23 protein-coding genes and 5 tRNA genes are annotated in these 23,158 nt (G+C 73.9%); 16 read left to right on the forward strand and 12 right to left on the reverse strand.

Translation table 11 applies throughout. The annotated features are described in order from the left end of the window. From ACFYON_RS27585 to ACFYON_RS27595, 3 genes are all read left to right on the forward strand, one after another. On the forward strand, positions 1-1,537 hold a 1,537-nt coding region (locus ACFYON_RS27585; protein WP_387321257.1), incomplete at its 5' end, for a non-reducing end alpha-L-arabinofuranosidase family hydrolase. 23 nt (positions 1,538-1,560) lie between these two features. Continuing rightward, positions 1,561-1,722, forward strand: coding sequence for a hypothetical protein (locus tag ACFYON_RS27590; RefSeq protein ID WP_355097487.1), 162 nt, complete (start codon positions 1,561-1,563; stop codon positions 1,720-1,722). Beyond that, entirely contained in the window at positions 1,704-2,234 is a 531-nt protein-coding gene (locus ACFYON_RS27595) for a DUF488 domain-containing protein (protein ID WP_354874942.1), read from the forward strand. The genes ACFYON_RS27590 and ACFYON_RS27595 overlap by 19 nt, the downstream gene beginning before the upstream one ends. A 1-nt stretch (position 2,235) precedes the next feature. Here ACFYON_RS27595 and ACFYON_RS27600 read toward each other — a convergent pair whose 3' ends face one another. Genes ACFYON_RS27600 through bioB form a run of 3 tightly spaced genes read right to left on the reverse strand, consistent with a single transcriptional unit; the run spans position 2,236 to position 3,964 of the window. Continuing rightward, the gene (locus tag ACFYON_RS27600) at positions 2,236-2,742 is read right to left on the reverse strand and encodes a GNAT family protein (protein WP_354874944.1); all 507 of its coding nucleotides are present in this window, start codon (positions 2,740-2,742) and stop codon (positions 2,236-2,238) included. Between the two features lie 3 nt (positions 2,743-2,745). Continuing rightward, complete coding sequence (locus ACFYON_RS27605; RefSeq protein WP_354874946.1) at positions 2,746-2,961, reverse strand: hypothetical protein; 216 nt, start codon at positions 2,959-2,961, stop codon at positions 2,746-2,748. Positions 2,962-2,968: 7 nt separating this feature from the next. Continuing rightward, positions 2,969-3,964: a biotin synthase BioB gene (gene bioB, locus ACFYON_RS27610; protein WP_354874948.1), complete on the reverse strand. Its 996-nt coding sequence runs from the start codon at positions 3,962-3,964 to the stop codon at positions 2,969-2,971. A gap of 157 nt (positions 3,965-4,121) precedes the next feature. Between bioB and ACFYON_RS27615 the strand changes: the two genes are divergently transcribed. From ACFYON_RS27615 to ACFYON_RS27630, 4 genes are read left to right on the forward strand one after another with little or no spacing between them, the layout of a single operon-like run. Further along, positions 4,122-5,258: an 8-amino-7-oxononanoate synthase gene (locus tag ACFYON_RS27615; protein ID WP_355096654.1), complete on the forward strand. Its 1,137-nt coding sequence runs from the start codon at positions 4,122-4,124 to the stop codon at positions 5,256-5,258. Then, entirely contained in the window at positions 5,255-5,986 is a 732-nt protein-coding gene (bioD, locus tag ACFYON_RS27620) for a dethiobiotin synthase (protein ID WP_091420131.1), read from the forward strand. Before ACFYON_RS27615 ends, bioD begins: the two co-directional genes overlap by 4 nt. 46 nt (positions 5,987-6,032) lie before the next feature. Further along, positions 6,033-7,682, forward strand: coding sequence for a sensor histidine kinase (locus ACFYON_RS27625; protein ID WP_387190778.1), 1,650 nt, complete (start codon positions 6,033-6,035; stop codon positions 7,680-7,682). Next, a complete protein-coding gene (locus ACFYON_RS27630; RefSeq protein WP_354874956.1) occupies positions 7,679-8,356 on the forward strand; it encodes a response regulator transcription factor in 678 nt (225 codons plus the stop codon). The genes ACFYON_RS27625 and ACFYON_RS27630 overlap by 4 nt, the downstream gene beginning before the upstream one ends. Before the next feature lie 15 nt (positions 8,357-8,371). Here ACFYON_RS27630 and ACFYON_RS27635 read toward each other — a convergent pair whose 3' ends face one another. The 3 genes from ACFYON_RS27635 to ACFYON_RS27645 form a co-directional block, all read right to left on the reverse strand. Continuing rightward, the gene (locus ACFYON_RS27635) at positions 8,372-9,193 is read right to left on the reverse strand and encodes an ABC transporter permease (protein WP_354874958.1); all 822 of its coding nucleotides are present in this window, start codon (positions 9,191-9,193) and stop codon (positions 8,372-8,374) included. Beyond that, a complete protein-coding gene (locus tag ACFYON_RS27640) occupies positions 9,190-10,122 on the reverse strand; it encodes an ATP-binding cassette domain-containing protein (protein ID WP_354874960.1) in 933 nt (310 codons plus the stop codon). Before ACFYON_RS27640 ends, ACFYON_RS27635 begins: the two co-directional genes overlap by 4 nt. Before the next feature lie 206 nt (positions 10,123-10,328). Further along, a complete protein-coding gene (locus ACFYON_RS27645) occupies positions 10,329-10,997 on the reverse strand; it encodes a 50S ribosomal protein L11 methyltransferase (RefSeq protein WP_354874962.1) in 669 nt (222 codons plus the stop codon). 189 nt (positions 10,998-11,186) lie between these two features. On the opposite strand from ACFYON_RS27645, the gene ACFYON_RS27650 reads away from it, so the two are divergent. Beyond that, positions 11,187-12,026, forward strand: a complete 840-nt coding sequence (locus ACFYON_RS27650) for a hypothetical protein (RefSeq protein WP_354874964.1) — start codon at positions 11,187-11,189, stop codon at positions 12,024-12,026. A 50-nt stretch (positions 12,027-12,076) separates the two neighbouring features. Here ACFYON_RS27650 and ACFYON_RS27655 read toward each other — a convergent pair whose 3' ends face one another. After that, positions 12,077-12,679 carry a TetR/AcrR family transcriptional regulator gene (locus tag ACFYON_RS27655; RefSeq protein WP_354874966.1) on the reverse strand — a complete coding sequence of 201 codons (603 nt, stop codon included), beginning with the start codon at positions 12,677-12,679 and terminating at the stop codon, positions 12,077-12,079. Between the two features lie 274 nt (positions 12,680-12,953). Between ACFYON_RS27655 and ACFYON_RS27660 the strand changes: the two genes are divergently transcribed. The 3 genes from ACFYON_RS27660 (at position 12,954) to ACFYON_RS27670 (ending at position 13,219) form a co-directional block, all read left to right on the forward strand. Beyond that, positions 12,954-13,026, forward strand: a tRNA-Gly gene (locus ACFYON_RS27660). Between the two features lie 34 nt (positions 13,027-13,060). After that, a tRNA-Cys gene (locus tag ACFYON_RS27665) sits at positions 13,061-13,131 on the forward strand. 13 nt (positions 13,132-13,144) lie between these two features. Further along, positions 13,145-13,219: transfer RNA gene (locus tag ACFYON_RS27670), tRNA-Val, on the forward strand. 203 nt (positions 13,220-13,422) lie between these two features. On the opposite strand, the gene ACFYON_RS27675 is transcribed toward ACFYON_RS27670, so the two are convergent. Continuing rightward, a complete protein-coding gene (locus tag ACFYON_RS27675) occupies positions 13,423-13,668 on the reverse strand; it encodes a DUF6458 family protein (RefSeq protein WP_013284878.1) in 246 nt (81 codons plus the stop codon). A 159-nt stretch (positions 13,669-13,827) separates the two neighbouring features. On the opposite strand from ACFYON_RS27675, the gene ACFYON_RS27680 reads away from it, so the two are divergent. From ACFYON_RS27680 to ACFYON_RS27690, 3 genes are all read left to right on the forward strand, one after another. Beyond that, a tRNA-Gly gene (locus ACFYON_RS27680) sits at positions 13,828-13,900 on the forward strand. An 11-nt stretch (positions 13,901-13,911) separates the two neighbouring features. Beyond that, positions 13,912-13,983: transfer RNA gene (locus ACFYON_RS27685), tRNA-Val, on the forward strand. Positions 13,984-14,150: 167 nt separating this feature from the next. Next, complete coding sequence (locus ACFYON_RS27690) at positions 14,151-15,797, forward strand: PKD domain-containing protein (RefSeq protein WP_354874968.1); 1,647 nt, start codon at positions 14,151-14,153, stop codon at positions 15,795-15,797. A gap of 214 nt (positions 15,798-16,011) precedes the next feature. On the opposite strand, the gene ACFYON_RS27695 is transcribed toward ACFYON_RS27690, so the two are convergent. Further along, the gene (locus ACFYON_RS27695; RefSeq protein ID WP_355015237.1) at positions 16,012-16,587 is read right to left on the reverse strand and encodes a hypothetical protein; all 576 of its coding nucleotides are present in this window, start codon (positions 16,585-16,587) and stop codon (positions 16,012-16,014) included. Positions 16,588-17,461: 874 nt separating this feature from the next. Here ACFYON_RS27695 and ACFYON_RS27700 point away from each other — a divergent pair. Beyond that, on the forward strand, positions 17,462-18,463 hold the full coding sequence (locus tag ACFYON_RS27700; protein ID WP_387190771.1) for an NAD-dependent epimerase/dehydratase family protein: 1,002 nt from the start codon (positions 17,462-17,464) through the stop codon (positions 18,461-18,463). A 91-nt stretch (positions 18,464-18,554) separates the two neighbouring features. On the opposite strand, the gene ACFYON_RS27705 is transcribed toward ACFYON_RS27700, so the two are convergent. Then, the gene (locus ACFYON_RS27705; protein WP_354874712.1) at positions 18,555-19,529 is read right to left on the reverse strand and encodes an Acg family FMN-binding oxidoreductase; all 975 of its coding nucleotides are present in this window, start codon (positions 19,527-19,529) and stop codon (positions 18,555-18,557) included. Between the two features lie 186 nt (positions 19,530-19,715). Here ACFYON_RS27705 and ACFYON_RS27710 point away from each other — a divergent pair, with 186 nt between their 5' ends. Beyond that, positions 19,716-20,354 (forward strand): response regulator transcription factor, encoded by a 639-nt coding sequence (locus ACFYON_RS27710; protein WP_354874710.1) that lies wholly within the window; start codon positions 19,716-19,718, stop codon positions 20,352-20,354. 7 nt (positions 20,355-20,361) lie between these two features. Here ACFYON_RS27710 and ACFYON_RS27715 read toward each other — a convergent pair whose 3' ends face one another. Next, positions 20,362-22,029, reverse strand: coding sequence for a GAF domain-containing sensor histidine kinase (locus tag ACFYON_RS27715; RefSeq protein WP_387188893.1), 1,668 nt, complete (start codon positions 22,027-22,029; stop codon positions 20,362-20,364). A 93-nt stretch (positions 22,030-22,122) separates the two neighbouring features. Next, on the reverse strand, positions 22,123-23,133 hold the full coding sequence (locus tag ACFYON_RS27720; RefSeq protein WP_354874708.1) for an Acg family FMN-binding oxidoreductase: 1,011 nt from the start codon (positions 23,131-23,133) through the stop codon (positions 22,123-22,125). Positions 23,134-23,158 lie beyond the last annotated feature (25 nt).

Here is a 23,158-nt window from a genome sequence, read left to right on the forward strand (position 1 = left end):
CATCACGGTGTGGGGCGTGCGTGACAGCGACTCCTGGCGCTCCAACGAGAGCCCGCTGCTGTTCGACGGCAGCGGCAACAAGAAGGCCGCGTACACCTCGGTCCTCAACGCCCTCAACGCGGCCGGGCCGACCACCACCCCGACCACCACCCCGACCACGTCACCGCCGCCGAGCGGCGGCGCCGGCCGGATCGTCGGCGTGCAGTCGGGCCGCTGCATCGACGTGCCGAACTCCACGCAGACCAACGGCACCCGGGTCCAGCTCTACGACTGCAACGGTCAGTCGAACCAGCAGTGGACGTACACCTCCAGCAAGCAGTTGATGGTCTACGGCAGCAAGTGCCTCGACGCGAACGGCGCGGCCACCGCGAACGGCACCGGAATCATCATCTGGGACTGCAACGGCCAGCCCAACCAGCAGTGGAACATCAACTCCAACGGCAGCATCAGCGGCGTGCAGTCCGGCCGCTGCCTGGACGTCTGGGGCACCGGCAACGGCCAGCAGATCCAGCTGTACGACTGCCACGGGCAGACCAACCAGCAGTGGCGGACCGACTTCGGTGGCACCACGCCCCCGACCACGTCGCCGCCGACCACGCCGCCGCCGACCACGACGCCCCCGCCGGGCGGCTGCGCGCTCCCGTCGACCTACCGGTGGTCGTCGACCGGCGCGCTGGCCAACCCGCAGAACGGCTGGGTCTCGCTCAAGGACTTCACGAACGTGGTCTACAACGGCAAGCACCTGGTCTACGGGTCGTACGTCAACAGCAGCGGCCAGTACAGCTCGATGAACTTCAGCCCGTTCACCAACTGGTCCGACATGGCCTCGGCCGGCCAGACCGGAATGAGCCAGGGCACCGTGGCGCCCACGCTGCTGTACTTCGCCCCGAAGAACATCTGGGTGCTGGCGTACCAGTGGGGACCGACCTCGTTCAGCTACAAGACGTCGAGCGACCCGACCAACGCCAACGGCTGGTCCTCGGCGCAGACGCTGTCCACCGCCACCCTGCCCGACGCCCCGTACGGCGTCATCGACCAGACCCTCATCGGCGACGACCAGAACATGTACCTGTTCTTCGCCGGGGACAACGGCAAGATCTACCGGTCGAGCATGCCGCTGGGGAACTTCCCGGGCAGCTTCGGTTCCAGCTACACGACGATCATGACCGACTCGACGAACAACCTGTTCGAGGGCGTCGAGGTCTACAAGGTCGCGGGCCAGAACCAGTACCTCATGATCGTCGAGGCGATCGGAAGTCAGGGACGCTACTTCCGGTCGTTCACGTCCAACAGCCTCGGCGGCTCGTGGACACCGCAGGCCGCCACGGAGAGCAACCCCTTCGCCGGCAAGGCCAACAGCGGCGCGACGTGGACGAACGACATCAGCCACGGTGACCTGGTCCGCACCAACCCCGACCAGACCAAGACCGTCGACGCCTGCAACCTGCAGCTCCTGTACCAGGGCAAGAACCCCAGTGCGGGAGGCGACTACAACCTGCTGCCGTGGCGGCCGGGTGTGCTGACCCTCCAGCGCTGACCGTCACACAGTCACCGGAAAGCGTGCCCGGCACCCGCGTGGTGCCGGGCACGCTTCCAGGTGGGGCCGACCCCACCCGGCCGGACGGCAGGGCCCGGGTGGTGGCCCTGGGCCGGCCCGCGGCGAAACGCGGGCGGGCGGCGGCGACCCGGGGCAAGCTGGGGCGGTGGAGCGCGAGCTGCTGACCGTCGGCCACGGGGCCGCCCACCGCGACCAGATCGGGGACCTGCTGGCCGGCGCGGCTGTCGCCCTGGTCGTGGACGTGCGCCGCTACCCGGCCAGCCGGACCAACCCGGACGTCCGCCGCGAGGCCATGGAACGCTGGCTGCCCGAACGGGGCATCGGCTACCGCTGGGAGCCGCGCCTCGGCGGCCGCCGGCACGTCCGCGCCGGTGAGCCGGAACCGGACACCTGGTGGACTGTCGCGGCCTTCCGGGCGTACGCCGCGTACACCCGCACGCCCGACTTCGACGCGGCCGTGGCCGAGGTGCTCGCCGACGCCGCGCTGCGGACCACAGCGGTGATGTGCAGCGAGAGCGTCTGGTGGCGCTGCCACCGCCGGCTGATCGCCGACGTCGCCGTGCTCGGCCGCGGGGTGCCGGTGTCGCACCTCATGCCGGACGGCCGGCTCAGCCCGCACCGGCCCGCCGAGGGCGCCCGCCGCCTGCCCGGCGGCAACCTGCTCTGGGCCGGCTGAATCAGCCGGCCAGGTCCTCGGCGAGCAGATCCATCAGCAGCGCGTCGTGCCAGCGTCCGTCCGCGCCGCGCTCGTAGCGGCGCATGATGCCCACCGGACGGAACCCCACCTTCGCGTACGCGCGGATCGCCGCCGTGTTCGCCGCCGCCGGGTCGATGGTGAACCGGTGGTGGCCGTACTCGTCGATCAGGTGCCGGACCAGCGTGCGGATCGCGTCCCCGCCCAGCCCGGCGCCGCGTACCGCCGGGTCGAGGAAGACGTCCAAGCTGGCGTGGCGGTAGTCCGGGTCGGTCTCGGCGTACCACTGGATCGCGCCGACCAGCCTGCCGTCGTGCTCGACGGCGTAGGTCGTCAGCGCGTCGTCGGCCAGGTCGGCCCGCACCGACTCGGCCAGGTCGTCGCCGCCGCGCCACCAGCGGCGTACCTCGGGGGTGGCCCGGATCGCGGCCAGGGCGGGCACGTCGGCGTCGGTCACCGGTCGCAGTGTCACCGCTCGCCCGCGCAGCACGCCTCAGCCCTGCCGCTCGCCGTGCTCGACGCACACGGCCGACCAGCCGGCCGGTACGACCTGCACCTTCATCCGGCGCCGGCAGGACGCGCACCAGCGCGGTGGCTCCCACGCGCGGGCCGCCTCGCACGCCGGGTGCGGCCCGGCCGTCACCGACTCGCCGCACCTGTCGCACCAGCGCGCGGCGGGCGGCGCCGTGGCGGGGGAGGATTCGGTCACCGCTGCCTCACAGGGTCGCCGAGAGCGCCTTCACCGGCATCTTCAGGTCTTCCAGCAGCTTCAGGTCGGCCGTCGCCGGCCGGCCCAGCGTGGTCAGGTAGTTGCCGACGATCACCGCGTTGATGCCGCCCAGCAGACCGTCGCGGGTGCCGAGGTCACCGAGGGTGAGTTCCCGGCCGCCCGCGTACCGGAGGATGGTGCGCGGCATGGCCAGCCGGAACGCGGCGATGGCGCGCAGCGCGTCCTTGCCCTCCACCACCGGGCGGTCACCGAGCGGCGTGCCGGGGCGAGGGTTGAGGAAGTTCAGCGGCACCTCGTGCGGGTCCAGCTCGGCGAGCTGCGCGGCGAACTCGGCGCGCTGCTCGACCGTCTCGCCGAGGCCGAGGATGCCGCCGGAGCAGACCTCCATGCCGGACTCGCGGACCATCCGCAGCGTCTCCCAGCGCTCCTCCCAGGAGTGCGTGGTGACCACGTTCGGGAAGTAGGAGCGGCAGGTCTCCAGGTTGTGGTTGTAGCGGTGCACGCCCATCTCGACCAGCTCGTCGACCTGCTCCTTGGTGAGCATGCCGAGCGAGGCGGCGACCTGGATGTCGACAGCGGCGCGGATGGCGGCGACACCCTCGCGCATCTGCTTCATCAGCCGGGCGTCCGGGCCGCGCACGGCGGCCACGATGCAGAACTCGGTCGCCCCGGTGGCGGCGGTCTGCTTCGCGGCCTCGACCAGCGCCGGGATGTCCAGCCAGACCGACCGGACCGGCGAGGTGAAGAGGCCGGACTGCGAGCAGAAGTGGCAGTCCTCCGGGCAGCCGCCGGTCTTCAGCGAGACGATGCCCTCGACCTCGACCTCCGGACCGCACCAGCGCATCCGGACCTCGTGGGCGAGCTGGAGCGCGGCGGGCAGGTGCTCGTCGGGAAGGTTCAGCACCGCGAGGACACCGGCCTCGTCGAGGCCGACGCCGTTGCCCAGCACCCGCTCCCGGGCCTGGTCGAGGATCTCTGGCATGGCTCGTAACCTAACAGGCCACCATGAGCGCGGGAAACCGTCGCCGCGGCCCTCCGGCGAGCCGGGACCGCGCCACGCCGGGGCCCTCGGCGCGGGTGGTAACTTCGCCCCGCGGAAGCGCCCGGCGGGGCGAAAGTCGGCGGGAGGGGACGGCACGGTGGCGGACTGGCTCGCGGCCCTGGACCGCCGCGCCGAGCTGCGGGCCCGGGCGGGGCTGACCCGCACGCTGCGCCCCCGGGCCGCCGACGACGCCGTGGTCGACCTGGCCGGCAACGACTACCTCGGCCTGGCCACCCACCCCGAGGTCACCGCCGCCGCCGCGAGGGCGCTGTCCGCGTACGGACTGGGCGCCACCGGGTCGCGTCTGGTGCGCGGGTCCACCGACGCCCACCACGCGCTGGAGGACGACCTGGCCGACTGGCTCGGCGTCGACCGGGCGCTGGTGTTCTCCTCCGGCTACCTGGCCAACGTCGCCGCCGTCCGGGGGCTGACCCAGCCGCGTACGCTGCTCGTCTCCGACGCCCACAACCACGCCTCGCTGATCGACGGCTGCCGGATCTCCGGCGCCGAGACGTTGGTGACGCCGCACGCGGACGTGGCGGCGGTGGCCGCGGCGCTCGCCGCCGCACCGGGCCGCCCGGCGGTGGTGGTGACCGAGTCGGTCTTCTCCGTCGACGGCGACCTTGCCCCGCTCGCGGAGCTGCACGCGGTGGCCCGCCGGCACGGCGCGCTGCTGCTCGTCGACGACGCGCACGCGCTCGGCGTCACCGGCCCGGCCGGAGCCGGCGGGGTCGCCGCCGCCGGGCTGGCCGGCGCGCCCGACGTGGTGGTCACCGCGACGCTGTCCAAGGCGCTCGGCGGGGCCGGTGGCGTGGTCGCCGGGCCGGCCGAGTTCGTCCGCCACCTGGTGGAGACCGGCCGCACGTTCATCTTCGACACCGCGCCGCCGCCCGCCGTGGTGGCCGGGGTCCGCGCCGCGGTGCGGCTGGCCCGCACCGGTGACGCGCTGCGCGCCGAGCTGACCGACCGGGTCGCGGCGGCGGTGCGCCGGCTCGGCGCGGCCGGGCTGTCCGTGTCCGCCCCGGACGGCGCCGTGATCTCGGTGACCGCGCCCGGCCCGCAGGAGGCGACCGCGTGGGCCGCCGCCTGCCGGGACCGGGGCGTCGCGGTCGGCTGCTTCCGTCCCCCGTCCACGCCGGACAGCCGGTCCCGGCTGCGGCTCACCGTCAGCGCCGGGGTGGACCGGGCCGACTTCGACCGGGCCCTGGACGTCATCGTGGAGTGTGCGCCATGAGCTTCGGCGACGCCTGGACCGGGCCGGTGCTGGTGACCGGCACCGACACCGAGGTGGGCAAGACCGTGGTGACCGCCGCCGTCGCCGCCGCCGCGCAGGCGGCCGGCCTGCGGGTCGCCGTGGTCAAGCCCGGCCAGACGGGTACGGCCACAGGCGAGCCCGGGGACGTCGACTCGGTGACCCGGCTGGCCGCCCCGCTGACCGGCCGGACGCTGGCCAGCTACCCCGATCCGCTGGCCCCGCTGGCCGCGGCCCGGGTCGCGGAGTTGCCGCCGCTGGAGCTGTACAACGCCGTCGACGCCGTCCGCGAGGAGGCGGACAAGCACGACCTGGTGCTCGTCGAGGGCGCGGGCGGGCTGCTCGTACCGATGGGGTTGCGCCCCTCCGGTGAGCCGTGGACGGTGGCCGACCTGGCCGTGTCGCTCGGCGCGCCCGCGGTGGTGGTGGCGCGGGCCGGGCTCGGCACGCTCAACCACACCGCGCTGACGCTGGAGGCGTTGGAACGACGGGCCGTCCCGGCCGGCGTGGTGATCGGCGCCTGGCCGACCGAACCGGAGCTGGTGCACTGGCTCAACCTGTCCGAGCTGCTGCCGAACCTGCTCGGCGCGGTGCCGGCCGGCGCGGGCGGGATGGACCCGGGCGTGTTCCGCCGGTCCGCGCCCGGCTGGCTCACCCCCGCCCTGTACGGCGTGCTCGACGACTGGCGGGCCTGGGCCGAGGAGACCTGACTTTCGTCGGTGCCCGGCCCGGCCGGGCGTGGGTAGCGTGACCGTCGTGGAACCCCGCGAACGGCAGCGCCGGGCCGGTGACCTGCTGCTGTGGGCGGTGCTCGCGACGCCGGTGACGGCCGGCCGGATCAGCCCGCCGTGGCAGGCGCACGACCTGCCGCTGTACGGCGTCGTGCTGGCCCTGCTCGCCCTGGCAGTGGCGGTGAGCCGCCGATGGCCGCTGGCGGCGGTGCTGGTCGTGGTCGCCGGTTCGCTCGTCGACGGAAACGTGGTCTTCGCCATCCCGGTCTTCGGTTACCTGGCCGGGCTGCGCAGCGCCCGGGCCGCGCCGGCCGCTGTCGTCTTCGCCGCCATCGCGGTGACCGGCACCGTGCTCAACCTCGGGCTGTTCGGCACCGACCCGGCCACCTGGTTCATGCTCGCCTCGGTGCTGCTGTTCGCCGGGGTCTTCCCCTGGCTGCTGGGCCGGCTGCGGCGTCAGCAGCAGGCGCTCGCCGACGCCGGGCGGCGGCACGCGGAGGACGAGCGGCGGGCGGTGGTGGAGCGCGTGCGCCTGCGGGAGCGGGCCCGGATCGCCCAGGACATGCACGACTCGCTCGGCCACGACCTGAGCCTCATCGCGCTGCGGGCCGGGGCACTGGAGCTGGCGCCGGACCTGTCCCCGGCACATCGGGCGGCGGCGGGGGAGCTACGGGCCAGCGTGGCCGCCGCCTCGGAACGGCTGCACGACGTGGTCGGCGTGCTGCGCGAGGAGCACACGCTGCGGCCGCCGGGGGAGTCGGTCGCGGACGTGGTCGACGGCGCGCGCGACGCCGGGATGGCGGTCGAGCTGCGTGCCGACGCCGCGGAGCTGCCGCCGCTGGTGGCGCACGCCGTGCACCGGGTGGTCCGGGAGGCGCTCACCAACGCCGCCCGGTACGCCCCGGACGCCCCGGTCGTGGTCGAGGTGGCGCGGGCCGCCGACGCGGTGACCGTCGCGGTGGTCAACCCGGCGCCACCGGCCGGCCCGCTGCCCGGACCGGCGTCGCACGGCTCCGGCCTGGTGGCGCTGCGCGAGCGGGTACGCCTCGCCGGCGGCGTGCTGGACGCCGGCCCGCGCGACGGCGGCTGGGCGGTCACCGCACACCTCCCGCTCGCCGACGCGGCCCGTCCCGGCACGCCGCCGCTCGGCCGCGCGGACGCCGGTTCACCGGTCGCCGGCCCGATCCGGGCCTTCGGGACGCCGGCCCTCGCCGACGCCGGTCCGCCGGTCACCGGCCCGGCTGACGGTTCCGGGGCGACCGCCCCGCGACCCGGCGACGACGACCTCGCGGAGATCGACCCGCTCGACGCGGGACGCGTCGGCGTACCCGGCCGGGACGCGGAGCGCCGGCTGCGGGAGGCCCGGCGGCGGCTGCGGCGCAGCCTGCTCGTGGCGTTCGGCGCGCCCGCCGGACTGGCCCTGGTGCTGACCCTGGTCTACTACCCGCTCGCCACGGCCGGGGCGGTGCTCGACCAGGCCGGCTTCGAACGGCTGCGGCTGGGCGAGCCGCGCGAGGCGCTCGAACTGCCCCGCCGCCAGGTCGCCCCACCGGGGACCGGTGCCGTTCCGGGCTGCGAGTACTACACCGACCGCAACTTCCCGTTCGCCCAGGCGACCTGGCAGCTCTGCTTCGTGGGCGGGCGGCTGGTCAGCAAGGAGCAGATCGCACCATGAGCGACGAGCGTGGACGTCCGGTGCGGGTGGTGCTCGCCGACGACGAGGCTCTGGTCCGGGCCGGGGTCCGGGCGATCCTGGCCGCCGACCCCGGCGTCGAGGTGGTCGGCGAGGCCGAGGACGGCCTCGCGGCGGTCGAGCTGGTCCGCGCACACCGGCCCCGGGTGGCGCTGCTGGACATCCGGATGCCCCGCTGCGACGGGCTCAGCGCCGCCGCGCAGATCCGCCGGCTGGTGCCGGAGACGGCGGCGGTCATGCTCACCACGTTCGGCGACGACGACCTGATCGCCCGCGCGCTCGGCCACGGGGCCGCCGGATTCCTGCTCAAGTCCGGTGACCCGCGCGAACTGCTGGCCGGGGTGCGGGCGGTGGCCGACGGCGGGGCGTACCTGTCGCCGCGGGTGGCCCGCCGGGTGATCGAGCTGAGCGGCGGCCGGCTGGCCCGCGGTCCGTACGCGCGGGACCGGCTGGCCGGGCTCACCGACCGGGAACGCGACGTGCTGGCGCTGGTCGGGGCGGGACTGTCGAACGCCGAGATCGCCCGTCGGCTGCACCTGGTCGAGGGCACCGTGAAGAGCTACCTGACCAGCATCTTCACCCGGCTGGACGTGCGCAACCGGGTGCAGGCGGCGATCCTCGCGTACGAGGCGGGGCTGGTCCCACCCGCCGGCTGACCAGCCCCGCCCCGCTCAGGCGTCGCGCCGGGCCAGCGCCCACCGGCCCAGAGCCAGCGCGGCGGCGGTCCAGGCGGCGAGCACCAGCAGACCCACGGCCGGCGGGTACGGCGCGGTGTCCCCGGCCAGGAAATGGTTGCCGGCCACGCCGGGCAAGGCGTCGGAGATCCGGGTGAGCACGGTGATGTCCGGCTCCCGCAACGACAGCGGCACGATCATCAACAGCGCGAACAGCACTGTCAGCGTGAGTACCGCGCCGCGCAGCGCGCACGCCAGGCCGAGCGCCAGCACACCGGCCAGCGCCAGGTACGCGGCGCAGGCGATGACGTCGGCCACCGTGCCGCCCAGCGGGGCGCGGCCCCACTCGCCGAGCACCGGCCGGGCCGACACCGCGCCGACGACGCCGAGCAGCAGCCCGAGGCCGAACGTCACGGCGCCCACCACGATCGCCTTCGCGGTCAGCACCCGCCCCCGCGACGGGGTGCACCGCAGCGTGGTGCGGATCGTGCCGGTGGTGAACTCGCTGGTGATCGCGAACAGGCCGAGCGCCAGCACCACGTACTGGGTCAGCTCCAGCGACCCGGCCACGATCTCACCGACGCCGACGACGCCCGGGTTGTTCGCCGGATCGTCGTCGGTGTTGGCGTTGTGTGCGTAGATGGCGAGCTGGGCGTTGCTCGCCGCCATGGTCAGCACCGCCGCGAGCAGCGTCCACCAGGTGGAGCGCACCGACCAGAGTTTGGTCCACTCGGCGGCCACCGCCCCGGCGAGCGGATGTCCGGCCGGGGCGGGCCGGGCGGTCCGCCGGGCCGGGTCGAGCATGGACTGTGCGGTCATCGGGCGCCACCTCCGGTCAGGCCGGCGGCGTACTCCACGCTGTCGGCGGTCAGCTCCAGGAACGCCTCCTCCAGGGAGGGGGCGACGGGGGTCAGCTCGTGCAGGCGTACCCCCATCTCGTGCGCGAGGTCGCCGACCCGGGCGGCGGTGCTGCCGGCCACGGCCAGCCCGCCGTCGTCGGCGGTGACCGTCGCGCCCTCGGCGGTGAGCCGGTCGCCGAGCGCGGTCAGGGCGGCCGGCTGCGGGCCGCGTACCCGGACCGACGCGGCGGGCCGGGCGGCGATCAGCTCGGCCAGCGGCGCGTCGGCCACCAGCCGGCCGCGCCCGAGCACCACCACCCGGTCGGCGGTCTGCTGCATCTCGCTCATCAGGTGGCTGGAGACGAGGACGGTGCGGCCCTCGTCGGCGAGACGGCGGGTGAACCCGCGGATCCACCGCACCCCGTCCGGGTCGAGCCCGTTCACCGGCTCGTCGAGCAGCAGCACCGGCGGGTCGCCGAGCAGCGCGCCCGCGATGCCGAGCCGCTGACCCATGCCCAGCGACAGCGCCCGGCCCGGCTTGCCGGCGGCACGGGCGTCCAGGCCGACCAGGTCGAGCACCTCGGTCACCCGCCGGGCCGGTACGCCGTTGCTGCGCGCCATCGCCCGCAGGTGCGCCAGGCCGGAGCGGGCCGGGTGCACGCCTGTCGCGTCGAGCAGCGCGCCGACCTCGTGCAGCGGGTGCCGCAGGGTGCGGTAGTCCCGGCCGTTGACCAGGGCCTGCCCGGCGGTGGGCCGGTCCAGGCCGAGCACCATCCGCATGGTGGTGGACTTGCCCGCCCCGTTCGGGCCGAGGAACCCGGTGACCTGCCCGGGGCGGATCTCGACGGTCAGGTCGTCGACGGCTGTCACGTCGCCGAACCGTTTCGTCAACGCACGAAGTGTGATCATGCGGTGACGCTATGGGCCGGCGCGGGCGCGCCGCCGCCGTCGAACGGCAGCCGCTCACCCTGACTTTCGTCAGGCCCTCTCTCGACACCCGCGGGGCTCAGGCGCGGCGGACCACGAACGCGTCAGGCGTCCCTCGGCGACCACCACCGCGGCCTCCATCCGGCCAGTTGCGCGCCGACGCAGCGGTGCGGCCCGGCGCGGTAACGCTAGCGGCGGGCGCCGGGCGGGTTCGGGTCCAGCTCCCAGACGGTGGTGTGCTTCACCCGTACGCTCTCCAGCGCCTCGGAGACCGGCACCTCGTACGCGGCCAGCTCGTGGAAGCGCTCGCGGGGCAGGAACGCCCGGCCCGGGTCGCCCACCAGCACCCGGGCCCCGGCGCGGGCGGCCCGGAGCAGGAAACGCAGCATCCGGCGGGCCATCGCCTCGCTGTAGAAGACGTCCCCGGCCAGCACCACCTCGGCGTCGCCGGCGCCGGAGTCGAGGATGTCGCCGAGTTCGGCGTCGACGCGTACCCCGTTGGCCTCGGCATTGAGGGCGACGGCCGCGACGGCCCGCTCGTCCACCTCGACCGCCCGGACGGCGGCGCCGCCGGCGCGGGCGGCGGCGATGGCGACCAGGCCGGAGCCGGAGGCCAGGTCGAGCACCCGGCGGCCGGCGACCACCTCGGGGTGGTCGGTGACGTAGCGGGCCAGGCCCTGCCCGCCGGCCCAGGCGAACGCCCAGAACGGCGGCGGCTGGGAGCTGCGGAACTCGCCCTCGGTCAGCTCCCACAGCCCGATCGGCTCGTCGGCCTGGTGCAGCAGCACCTCGGGTACGAAGGCGACCGGGGCGAGGCGGGCGTGCAGCCGGACGAACGCTGCGGACAGCTCGGACACCGGAGAATTGTGTCCCACCGCCCGGCCGGGCCCGATCCCGGGCGTGTCGCGGTGACGCCGTGACCGGTTCACCACACTCGGTGAAACAGCCCTCTTGTCTTGGCGTTGGATGCGAACACGCCCGTCTACCGGCGTGCCCGGCGCGCTCCTAGCGTTGCCTGTGGACACGACCGAGGGGGAGGAGGCGTGGTGAGCGGCTGGCGGCACGCGCTGCGGATCGGACTGGTGCTGACCTTCGTGGCCGGGACCGGGTACGGCGGTGCCCTGCCGGCGCGGGCGGCCGCGGCCTTCTCCACCGAGTTGAGCGGCCTGCCCGACGAGTTCACCGCCGGGAACCGGGTGGAGACGCTCTCCGCCGTGGTGTCCCGCTCCGACGGGGGCGGCTGTGTCAAGGTGCGCTGGTCGATGCTGGTGCGGGTGCAGGGCCTGCGGCTGGACCAGCTCAAGGTGGACCGGGTGGAGGACAGCGGATCGTTCCCGCTGGAGATCCGCACCGAGGGAGACACCGCCCGGCTCACCGACCGGCAGCTCGACCCCGGGGTCCTCTGTCCCGGCCGTACCGTCACCGCCCGCTACCGGGTGGCGTTCGCCGAGGACGTCGGGCGCGGGCGGGTGAGCTTCGCCGCCGAGGCGTACGACCCGCAGCTGCGGCTGCTCGCCCGGCGGACCGCCTCCCGTCAGGTGGTGGGGGAGGGGCCCGAGCCGACGCCCTCGCGGAGCAGCGCGGAGCCCTCGGAGTCGCCGAGCGACGAGCCGCCCGCCGAGGAGCCCTCGGACGAGCCGGTCACCGGCGAGCGGACCGACGCCGCGGTGGTGGAGCCGCCGCCGCCGGGTGGCCTGGCCGGGCGGCCGGTGGCGGACAGCGGCGGGTTCGGCGTGGTGCAGGCCGCGTTCCTGCTCGGCGGGTTGCTGCTGTTCCTCGGCGCCGGTCTGCTGCTGCGCATGCGCCGGCTCCTGCGCCCGTCGGCGGAGGCCGAACCGGAGACGCTCCCGCCCCCCTTCGAACGCCCCCGCCCTCGCTGGCACTGACCCTGCCCTCACCCGCGCTCCATGATCGGCGGCGGGGTGGGCCGGGGCGGTCAGTCGAGCTGGCTGGGTTCCAGGCCCAGTTCCCTGGCGGCCACCAGGCGGATCCACTCGGCGATCTGCCGGCGGGTGATCACCCGCTCGTGCACCGCGAGCTGGACCGCCAGCCCGTCCATCACCGCGCTGATCCGCCAGGCCGCGCCCGCCGGGTCGGGGCAGTCGAACGTGCCCTCGGTGACCCCGGCGGTGATCACCGCCGCCAGGTCCTGCCGCCAGCGCAGGTCGAGGCGGCGGGAGAGCTTCTCCAACTCCGGGGTACGCAGCGACTCCGCCCACCCGTCGATCCACATCGACCAGGAGGTGGCCCGGCCGGTGGGCGTGTAGAGGCGCAGCATCCGGCGCAGCTTGGCAAGCGGCGGGGCAGAGGAGCGCAGCACCGCGTCGAGGCGGGCCAGATCCTGCTCGACCGCGTACGCGAAGGCCTGCGCGAGCAGCCGGTCCTTCGTCGCGAAGTGGTAGAACACGAGCGCCTGGCTGACCCCGGCGGCCTCGGCCACGTCCGCGGTGCGGGTGTTGGCGAGTCCTCGTTCCGCGATCACCTCGCAGGCCGTACGCAGCAGCGCGTCCAGGCGGATCTCGGCGGCTCGTCTCGTCACGGCGTTACGGTAACCCATCCGATTGACCACGAGGAGTTACCGAAGCGGCCGGTCGTCGATGGGACAGTCGGATGCCGGACACTCGACTCGCCGGACGTATTCGGGCAGGTCGCAGTCGCTGCGACTAGGGTCGGGGCCAGCCACCCAGGTTCCTAGGAAGCCTCGCGGGCGAGAGGGCGGTCACCCGCGGACGCGCCGGACGGGGACCCGATTTGGCAACCGTTCCCGGACTCGGCTAAAGTTCTCATCCGTCACCGGTTAACACCGGGGGCGTGCGGACGTAGCGCAGCTGGTAGCGCATCACCTTGCCAAGGTGAGGGTCGCGGGTTCGAATCCCGTCGTCCGCTCGGAGATGCCGCCACGCAGTTCGGGGGCAACCTCGGTGGAGTGGCCGAGAGGCGAGGCAACGGCCTGCAAAGCCGTGTACACGGGTTCAAATCCCGTCTCCACCTCGGCAGTAGACGAGGGCGATTGGCGCAGTGGGAGCGCGCTTCCTTGACACGGAAGAGGTCACTGGTTCAAACCCAGTATCGCCCACCAGCGGAAAGGCCGTGTCGATCATTCGACACGGCCTTTCTCGTCGTCATCGATCGGTCAGCTCTCGTCGTCCGTCTTCTGCCCTTGGCCGCCGCCGCCCTACTCGTGGTCGGCGCCGGCACGCCCGTAGCAGATCGGACCGGCCGGATCGGGTGATCCGGCCGGTCCGGTTCGGGACCGATCAGCTCCGTCGGCCCCGGCGGCGGTCACATCGGCGGGGCGACGTCCCGGCGCTCCTCGACCCGGCGGTACTCCACCGGCTGCTCGGCGGTGGTGGTGACGACCTGGCGACGGCGGCCCCACACCAGTGTGGTCATGATCAGGCCGAGTACGCCGGCCGCCATGAGGATCCAGCCGACGACGTCGAGGTCGACCCCGCCGACGCTGGCGTTGAGCGCGAACGTGAGGATCGCGCCGACCGCGATCAGGAAAATGCTCGTACCGATACCCACGACAGCCTCCTTCGGGGGGATGGTTGTGCTGTCACCGGCCTCAGTACCCCGGCGGCGAGCAGCGCAACCACCGGGCCACCCGACGCGGCGGGGGTGTGCCGCGCGGAGATCTTGTCATCGGGTAGAGTTCACCCCGTCGCCGGCGCGAACCGGCGGCACGCGGACGTAGCGCAGCTGGTAGCGCATCACCTTGCCAAGGTGAGGGTCGCGGGTTCGAATCCCGTCGTCCGCTCGCGATTGCCCGGGCGATTGGCGCAGTGGGAGCGCGCTTCCTTGACACGGAAGAGGTCACTGGTTCAAACCCAGTATCGCCCACCGAGAGTCACCCTCCCCGCCCGTCGGCACCGCCGGTCGATCTGCGGACGTACCCCACCGGACGGTTCGTACCGGCCACATCGGTCACCCGCCTCCACCGTGCGGGTTATTCAGCCACCGCCACCGCGCGTGTCACTGTGATGCCCGACGCGCAGGGAGGCGGTCACATGCACATGATCGAGCGGGGACGATGGCGGCGGACGGCCGCCCGGTTAGGGGTGGCGACCGTCGTCGTGGCGGCCGGGGTGACGATCTCGGCCGCGCCCGCGCAGGCCACCGCGACGCGGACGGTGGCGTTCTTCAGCATGGACGAGCCGACGTCGTCGACGCTGCTGACCGACTACAGCGGCAACGGCCGCCACGGCACGATCGGCGGCGAGGTGGTCACCGGCGCGCTCTACGCCGGGGCCACCGGCCACCGCTTCGCCACGCACCTGCCCACCGACGAGGAGTACGTTCCGGGCCACGTCGACCTGGTGCCGCACAGCACCGACTTCAACCCGGATGCCGGGGACTTCTCGGTGACCATCCGCTACCGGACCACGTACTCCTTCGGCAACATCCTCCAGAAGGGACAGGGCAACACCGCCGGCGGCTACTGGAAGCTCGAGGCGCCGAACGGCAAGCCGAAGTGCCTGTTCCGGGGCGCGGACGGCGCATCCCGTACCGGCTACACGGATCTGCCGATCTCCGACGGCCAGTGGCACACCGTCACCTGCAACCGCACGTCGGCGTACGTGGAGATGTACGTCGACGGCGTGCGGACCAGCCGCCTCAACGGGCCGACCGGCACCATCGCGAACACGTGGCCGCTGTCCGCCGGCGGCAAGAGCCAGTGCGACGGTACGAATGTCACCTGCGACTACTTCGCCGGTGACATCGACTACGTGAAGATCCTCAAGGGATCGGGCGGCCCGGCCAACCAGGCGCCGGTGGCCGCGTTGACGCCCACCTGCTCCGGCCTGGTGTGCACGTTCTCCGGCGCGGGCTCCACCGACGCCGACGGCGCGATCCAGGACCACAGCTGGAACTTCGGCGACGGGGACACCACCGGCACGGCCTCCGTGCCGACCACGTCGCACACGTACGCGGCGGCCGGCACCTACCCGGTCACGCTCACCGTCACCGACGACCGAGGCGCCACCGGCACCGCGACCGTCGAGGTGACAGTCGCGCCCGTGCCGGAGCGGATCTCGTTCGTCGGCCAGGCCACCGCGAACGCCAACTGGATCAGCCACACGGCCACCGTCCCGGCCGGCGTGCAGGCCGGCGACATGCTGCTGCTCCTGCTCAGCCAGAACACGCACACCGGCACCGGTGAGCCGACCGGGGTGACCGGGTGGAGCAGGCTCGACCGTCTCGACGGTGGCTTCGCCACCACCACCGCCTGGTGGAAGACCGCGAGCGCGGGCGACGCGGGCACGACTGTCCGGGTGGCGCTGGACAGCCAGGCGAAGGGCAACCTGGTGCTGGCCGCGTACCGGGGGGTCGCGCCGGGAGCGCCCGTCTTCAGCAGGGCCACCGATCCGGCGAGCACCGCCACCCGGCTCACCCCGTACGCGCCGGTGACCGCCGCGCAGAGCTGGGCCGTGTCGTACTGGCTGCACGGCGACAGCACGTCCACCGCGCTCACCCCGCCGTCCGGCGTGGCGGTGCGCAGCAACTCCTCGCAGACCGGCGGCGGACGGGTGACCGGCCTGCTCGCCGACTCGGCGAGCAGCGTGCCGACCGGCAACTACGGCGGGCTGACCGCCACCGGCGCCGCGGCCAGCACGACCACCACCACGTGGACGTTCGTCCTGCCCCCGGCCTGACCCATCGGGTACGCGAGAGGAAGGCCGGCACCCCGTCTCGGGGTGCCGGCCTTCCGACGTGTTCCAGCGGACCAAGCCGCGCCTCGTGTGACGTCCGGAGCCATGCTCGGTGGAAGGCCGGAGGGCGTTTGCGGCGGTCGCGGACGAGCTTCACCATCAGGGCAAGGCCAGGCTGGCCGGGCCCGGTGCACGGGGTCCGGCCAGCCGGTTGGTCTTACTTGGTCCAGTGCTGGGCGACGAGGTCGGCGGCCTGCTGCTCCCACTGGGCGTAGTGGTCCGGGTAGGCCGACACCTGGACGGTCTGGGCGGCCTTGGTCAGCGGCATGTCCCGCCAGCCGTCGACCTGCTTGAGACCCTTCAGGAAGGCCGTGGTCGAGTACTCGGGGTCGGTGATCTGCTCCACCGTGCCCCAACCACTCGACGGGCGCTGCTGGAACAGGCCCTGCGAGTCGTGGTCGTTGCGGTCGCCGAGGTGGCCCAGGTTCTCCAGCTTCGACTCCTGCAACGCCGTGGCGATGGAGACGACCGCGGCACGCTCGTCCATGCCGGCCTTCTTCGTCGCCGCGATGATCGCCTTCACATTCGCGGTCTGCTCGTCGTTCAGCTCGATACGCGACTGCTCGCCCTGCACACCGTGCGGGATCAACTTGTCACCCTGCACCGTCACCGACACCGGCCTGACGCTGGCCGTGGTGTCAGCCGCGTGAGCGGCCACCGGACCGGCGAACACACCACCGGTGAAAGCCAGACCAGCAACACCCAGAACGCTCTTCCGCAGAATCGTGTTCATGATGAGGGCTCCATTCGGGGGATCGACGCCCACACCGACGGGGGATCGGCGCGGGTGCGAGCACCACGTCAGGCGCTCAAAAGGTCTTCGGGGGAACCGGCCGCTCGCGGGGCAAGGGGATGCCACGTCGCGGCGCCGGAGACATGTCCAACGACCCACCACCCGGCATCATTCCCGAGGGCCACACACCAGCGGGGAGCAGCGCGGGCCGTCACGTCGTCGTGGTGCTCGGTCGTTCACCCGATTACAACGCCACCCACCCGCCCACGATTCCGCCACCAGAGTGCCGCCCACCACCCCCGACCCGGACACCCGCCCACACACACCAGATCCTCGCCGCGCCCAGCCGGGCGCCTCGCTCTGCGCCCCGTGATCAAGGAGTTTGCGGCACCTTCCAGCGCCCGCGAGACCACAAACTCCTTGATCACCCCCGGAGAAGCCCTCCCCAGGCGCCCACCACAGGGTCGATCATGAGTTTAGCTGCGACAAATCGGACACAAAGCCGCCGCTAAGTTCATGATCGACGCCTCGGGGTGGGCCGAATCGGAGGGCGGAGCGGGGCCGGCGCCGATCTTGACGGGCGGGCCCTGCGGGTGTCCCATTTGCACGTTATGCGGGGCGCAGAGTGCAAGATCGCGGGTGACCCGGGGCGAGGCTTGTTCGGAGGGCTCGGAACTCGCCGTGATCTCGCCTGAGCGGTCAGGGCGAGGGCCGCGTGGAGCCCGACAGCGCGGCAGTTGCTCCGCTCACTGGGCGCAGGCGCCGGCCGGTCGCGCGGCGCGGCCCGCTGCCGACCGCGGGTTCTGCCGTTGGCAGATCCGCTGACCGTGAACAGGGCACGCAGTACCCGACACGGGGCGGCAGGCTGGGACTCATGCGACTCCTGATGCTCGGCGGTACGGGATTTGTGGGTGGTGCGGTGGTGGCCGAGGCGGTACGCCGCGACTGGCAGGTGACCGTGTTCAACAGGGGTGTGCACGGGCAGGTGCCGGACGGCGTACACCGGTTGCGAGGTGATCGGACCGTGCCGGACGGGCTGGCCGCGCTCACCGGCGGTGAGTGGGATCTGGTGGTGGACACCTGGGACGGCGCCCCGCGGGCGGTGCGGGACGCGGCGCTGGCGCTCGTCGACGCGGTGCCGCACTACGTCTACGTGTCCAGCGGGTCGGTGTACGCGCCACCCGTCACGCTCGGCAGCGGCGAGGAGTCGCCCACGGTGGCGGCCGACCCGGACGCCGACGACGGCGACTACCCGGCGAACAAGGCCGGCGGGGAACTCGCCGCGACGCGGGTGTTCGGTGACCGGGCGCTGCTGGCGCGCGCCGGGCTGATCCTGGGGCCGGGGGAGGACATCGGGCGGCTGCCCTGGTGGCTGCACCGGATCGCCCGGGGCGGCGACGTGCTGGCGCCCGGGCCGCGTGACCTGCCGATCCAGTACGTGGACGTCCGGGACCTGGCGACCTGGCTGCTGGACCGGGGCGCCGAGGGCGTCGGCGGGGCGTACAACGTGGTGAGTCGCACCGGGCACGCGACGATGGGTGACCTGCTCGACGCGGCGGTGGCGGCGACCGGGTCGGACGCGACGCTGCGGTGGACCGCGCCGGAGCCGGTCCTGGCCGCCGGGGTGGAGCCCTGGAACGACCTGCCGGTGTGGATCCCGCGCGGACACGAGTACCGCTGGCTGCAGGAGCGGGACGTCGAGCGCGCCTACGCGGCAGGGCTGGTCTGCCGGCCGGTGACCGAGACGGTCGCCGACACCTGGCGGTGGCTGCGCGAGGTGGGGCACGTGCCGGACCGGGCGGGGCGGCCGGCGCGCGCCCCGGTCGGCCTGGCGCCGGAGCGGGAGGCCGCCCTGCTGGCCACGCTCCCGGCCTGAGGCCCGCGCGGCTCCAGCCGGGCCCGCACGGCAGCACCACGCCGCACGGGCGGGGGCCGCGCGGCCGGCCCGACCCGCGGAGGGGTACGGGTCAGGCCGACACGACCGGCAGGTCGAGCACCTCCTCGACCCGGCGGCGGGGGGTGGCGCGGCCCGGCTGGCCGTACCCGATCCGCATCACCATCTGCGGGGTGCCGAACCGGCCGAGCGACATTCGCAGCGCCTCACGTGCGGCCGGCACCTCGATCGGCTGGGACAGCATCGACACGCTCAGCCCGGCGTCGGTGGCGGTGAGCAGCACCCGTTGCAGCGCCTGCCCGGCCAGGATCTGGTCGGCCGAGGTGTTGCCGGCCGAGCCGATCACCGCGACCAGCGGCTCCGGCTCGAAGTCGCGGCCGGGGGCGCGGTTGCGGCCGCCGAAGCCGCGCTGGGGCAGCAGGTCCTGCGGCTCGCTCTGCGGTCCGCCGGCACCCGTCGGCACGCCGTCCGGGGCCGGCTCGGAGCGGATCCACTCGGCCCGTTCGGCCACGTACGCGGGGTCGCGTTCCAGCACGCGGTGGGCGCTGCGGGCGACCTCGGCGACGGCGTTGACGGCGCTCGTGCCGATCACCAGCTCCAACCAGCACTGCTCGGCGCGGGCCGCCTCGCCGAGCCGCCAGCGGGCCTCGGCGGGCACCGGGTCGGGCCAGAACGGCGCGCGGTTGCTGAACCGGTGGGGGATCGCCCCGTACAGGCTCTGCTCGACCGGGGTGGGACGGCGCGGTACGTCCGGCACCAGCCGGGCCACGACGTCCGGGTCGGCTGGGTACGGGCGCAGCCGGACGGTGGCCGGGGTGCCCGCGACGGCGAGTGCCAGCCGCAGGTTGAACAGGGCCGCTCCGGCGGCGATCCGTGAGCCCCAGCCGCTCGGGTCGGTGGCGGGCAGGCCGCGCAGCGGGTCGACGGCCACCTCGATGCCGCCGTCGACGAGCCGGAACCGCCACGGCTGGGTGTTGTGCAGCGACGGCGCCCGGACCGCGTCGGCGACCGCGGCCCGCAGCTGCTCGCCGGTGTATTCGGTCGTCATGGTGGTGCTCCCTCTCGTGCGGAGCCGGCTCCCCGGCCGGGTACACCACTACGGTGCGTCAGCGTGCGGCGCGGTGAGCAGGGCCGGAGGTCCCCACCTGGGCCCGGCCGTCGGTCCCGGCCGGCGCGGGCAGAACGGGACTTTCGACCCGTGCTAACGGGCCGGGAAAGCGGGTAGAAAGGACTGATGATCCGGGTGTTCCTGCTCGACGACCACGAGGTCGTCCGTCGTGGCCTTGCCGAACTGCTCCAGAGCAGCGGCGACATCGAGGTGGTCGGCGAGTCCGGCCTGGCCCAGGAGGCGGCCCGCCGCATCCCGGCGCTGCGTCCCGACGTGGCGATCCTCGACGCCCGGCTGCCCGACGGCAACGGCATCGACGTGTGCCGGGACGTCCGCGCCGTGGACTCCTCGATCAAGGGCTTGATCCTCACCTCGTACGAGGACGACGAGGCGCTGTTCGCGGCGATCATGGCGGGCGCCGCCGGCTACGTGCTCAAGCAGATCCGCGGCACCGACCTGGTGGACGCGGTCCGCCGGGTGGCGGCCGGGCAGTCGCTGCTCGACCCGGCGATCACCACTCGCGTGCTGGAGCGCATCCGCAGCGGCGTGGAGCAGCCCCGGGAGCTGAAGTCGCTCACCGAGCAGGAGCGGCGGATCCTGGAGTACGTGGCGGAGGGGCTCACCAACCGGGAGATCGCCGGGAAGATGTTCCTGGCCGAGAAGACGGTGAAGAACTACGTCTCCAGCGTGCTGGCCAAGCTCGGCCTGGAGCGGCGTACCCAGGCGGCGGTGCTGGCCACCCGGCTGCTCGGCAAGAACACCTGACCGGCGCTCAGTCGAGCGGGGCACTCCAGCGCACCTCGGTGCCGCGCGGCTCGGCCCGGCGCAGCGAGAACTCGCCGCCGAGCCGCTCGGCCCGCTCGCGCAGGTTGATCAGGCCGCTGCGGGCCGCCTCCGGGTCGCAGCCGACGCCGTCGTCGGTGACGGTGACCTCGACCCGGCCGGAGCCGACGCGTACGCGCACCGACACCCGGCCGGCCCGGGCGTGGCGTACCGCGTTCGACAGCGCCTCGCGCAGCACTGCGGTGAGTTCGGGGCGCAGGTCGTCCGGGACGGCGCTGTCGATCGGGCCGACCAGTTCCAGCTCGGGACGGTAGCCGAGCAACTCGGTGGCCACCTCGATGGCCTCGCGGATCTCGGTGCGCAGCGCCGCGCTCATCGGGGTGCGCAGCTCGAAGATGGTGCGGCGGATGTCGCGGATGGTGGCGTCCAGGTCGTCGACGGCCTGGTTGATCCGCCTGGCCGCCTCGGGGCGGGCGTTCATCGCGCCGCTCTGCAGTTGCAGGCCGGTGGCGAACAGCCGCTGGATCACCACGTCGTGCAGGTCACGGGCGATGCGTTCGCGGTCCTCCAGGACCACCAGCAGTTCCCGCTCCTCCTGCCCGCGGGCCCGCTCCATGGCCAGCGCGGCCTGCCCGGCGAAGCTGGCGAGCAGGGTGAGGTCGTCGTCGGCGGCGGGACCGTGGTCGGGCCGGTAGCCGATCACCAGCACGCCGTGCAGCGTGTCCGCGGCGGTCAGCGGGGAGAGCACGGCCGGCCCGGCGACCACCGGCCGGGGCCAGGGCGCCGCGGCGGCGAGGTTCTCCACCTGGTCGTGCCGGCCCGACGTGGCGGACGCCGCGAAACTGGTCTCGGCGGCGGGCAGCACCGCGCCCACCAGTTCCCGGGTGACCGGGTCGGGGCCGTCGACCACCTCGACGGTGAACTGCGCCTCGTCCTCGTCGTAGAGCAGCACCAAGGCCAGTTCGGCCTCGGCGACCTCGCGGGCGCGGCGGGCCACCAGGCTCAGCGCGTCGGTACGGCGCACCTCGCCGAGCAGCACCGAGGTGATCTCCGCGGCGGCGGCCAGCCAGCGTTCCCGCCGGTGCGCCAGCGCGTAGAGGCGGGCGTTCTCGATCGCCACGCCGGCCGCGGCGGCGAGCGCCACCACGATCTCCTCGTCGTCCTCGGTGAACTCGGTCGCGCCCTGCTTCTCGGCCAGGTAGAGGTTGCCCCAGACGTGGTCGCGGATGCGGACCGGCACGCCGAGGAAGCTGTGCATCGGGGGGTGGTTCGGCGGGAAGCCGTACGAGTCGGGGTGCTTGGTGATGTCCGGCATGCGCAGCGGCTTCGGGTCGTCGATGAGCAGACCCAGCACGCCCCGGCCGTGCGGCAGCTCGCCTATCTTCGCGTGCAGCTCGGGGTCGATGCCGTGGACGATGAAGTCGTGCAGCATGCGGTCCGGGCCGATCACGCCGAGCGCGCCGTAGCGGGCGCCGGCCAGCTCACACGCGGACTGCACGATCCGCTGCAACGTGCTGCGCAGGTCGAGGTTGGAACCGATGCCGACGACGGCGTCCAGCAGCGCCCGTAGCCGCTCGCGGCTGGTCACCACCTCGCCGACCCGGTCGAGCATCTCCTGGAGCAGTTCGTCCAGGCGGACGCGGGACAGCGGGGTCAGCCCGAGCGACGGCGCGACGTGCTCGTGCGAGGGCTGGGGTTCGGCGGCCACCCGGCGATGGTATCGCCCGGTGACCGCCGTGATCGAGACCGGTCAGGAGAGCTGGTCGCGGACCGCCGAGGTGTCGACTGTCTGCGCGACGTCCAACCGGGGGGTGTGCGGCGGGCCGGCGTGCACCGGGTCGGCCACGCCGAGCCGCATGCTGAGGTACGGGAACCCCAGGCCGGCGAGCATCTGCCGCAGCACCTCACGGGTGCCCTCGACCTCCACCACACCGGACAGCGGCACCAGCGACACCCCGTGCCGGGTCGCGGCGAGCCAGGCGGCGGAGAGCGCCTCACCGGCGCGCAGCCAGCTCAGCGTCTCGTCGTCGGAGCCCCAGAGGATCCCGTACACGGCGGTCTTGTCGTGGCCGGGCCCGACCGGCAGCGAGCCGGCGCGGCCGAAGTCGCGGGCCGGAACGGTCGTCTGCGGGGCCTGCTCGGGCAGCACCTCCGGCGGCAGCCCGGTGCCGGTGCCGGCCCGGCTGGTCCAGTACGCCAGCTCCTCGCGCAGCTCGGGGCTGTCCGCCTCGACGGCGGCGGCCTGCTGGGCGGCGCTGGCGAGCTGGATCTTCTGAGTGTCGTCGAGCAGTTGCAGGTTGACGCCCTCCAGCGTGGCGGCCCGGTCGATGTCAGCGAGCGCGGCGGTGGGGATCTGCTCGTCGCTGACCGGCCGCCGGTCGGTGTGCCGGACCCGCATGCACTGCACGAGGTGCATGGCGTCGGGGTCGGCGCCGGTGTGCTTCAGGCCGGTGATCCGGGCCAGCAGGTCGGGTTCCTTCGCGTCGGGCAGCCGCTCCACCACCGGGGTCCAGCCCTCGGCGGCCAGCGCCACCCGGGCGTGGTGCAGCGCGGCGCCGCAGCTCACCACCAGCAGGTGCCCTTCCGGGTCCATCGCGCTGAGGTGCCGTTCGCGGACCACCCGCAGCTCCAGCGCGTCGGGCAGGACAGTCCAGTGCCACGGCTGCGTGTTGTGCACCGAGGGGGCGTGGCCGGCCATTCCGGCGGCCTCCGCGAGCGCGGTGGTCAACGGGCGATCGGCAGCCGGCGTCTCGTGGCTCATCGTCACGACCTTTCCTGTTTTCCCC

This window comes from Micromonospora sp. NPDC005686 (assembly GCF_042871665.1).
Taxonomy (GTDB): Bacteria; Actinomycetota; Actinomycetes; order Mycobacteriales; family Micromonosporaceae; genus Micromonospora.

What these genes read in the sequence shown, in the direction of transcription:
- bioB (WP_354874948.1), bottom strand. Translation starts at nt 3,964, where the DNA reads ATGCCAGAGATCCTCGACCAGGCCCGGGAGCGGGTGCTGGGCAACGGC.
- bioD (WP_091420131.1), top strand. Translation starts at nt 5,255, where the DNA reads ATGAGCTTCGGCGACGCCTGGACCGGGCCGGTGCTGGTGACCGGCACC.
- ACFYON_RS27630 (WP_354874956.1), top strand. Translation starts at nt 7,679, where the DNA reads ATGAGCGACGAGCGTGGACGTCCGGTGCGGGTGGTGCTCGCCGACGAC.
- ACFYON_RS27635 (WP_354874958.1), bottom strand. Translation starts at nt 9,193, where the DNA reads ATGACCGCACAGTCCATGCTCGACCCGGCCCGGCGGACCGCCCGGCCC.
- ACFYON_RS27640 (WP_354874960.1), bottom strand. Translation starts at nt 10,122, where the DNA reads ATGATCACACTTCGTGCGTTGACGAAACGGTTCGGCGACGTGACAGCC.
- ACFYON_RS27690 (WP_354874968.1), top strand. Translation starts at nt 14,151, where the DNA reads ATGCACATGATCGAGCGGGGACGATGGCGGCGGACGGCCGCCCGGTTA.
- ACFYON_RS27695 (WP_355015237.1), bottom strand. Translation starts at nt 16,587, where the DNA reads ATGAACACGATTCTGCGGAAGAGCGTTCTGGGTGTTGCTGGTCTGGCT.
- ACFYON_RS27700 (WP_387190771.1), top strand. Translation starts at nt 17,462, where the DNA reads ATGCGACTCCTGATGCTCGGCGGTACGGGATTTGTGGGTGGTGCGGTG.
- ACFYON_RS27705 (WP_354874712.1), bottom strand. Translation starts at nt 19,529, where the DNA reads ATGACGACCGAATACACCGGCGAGCAGCTGCGGGCCGCGGTCGCCGAC.
- ACFYON_RS27710 (WP_354874710.1), top strand. Translation starts at nt 19,716, where the DNA reads ATGATCCGGGTGTTCCTGCTCGACGACCACGAGGTCGTCCGTCGTGGC.
- ACFYON_RS27720 (WP_354874708.1), bottom strand. Translation starts at nt 23,133, where the DNA reads ATGAGCCACGAGACGCCGGCTGCCGATCGCCCGTTGACCACCGCGCTC.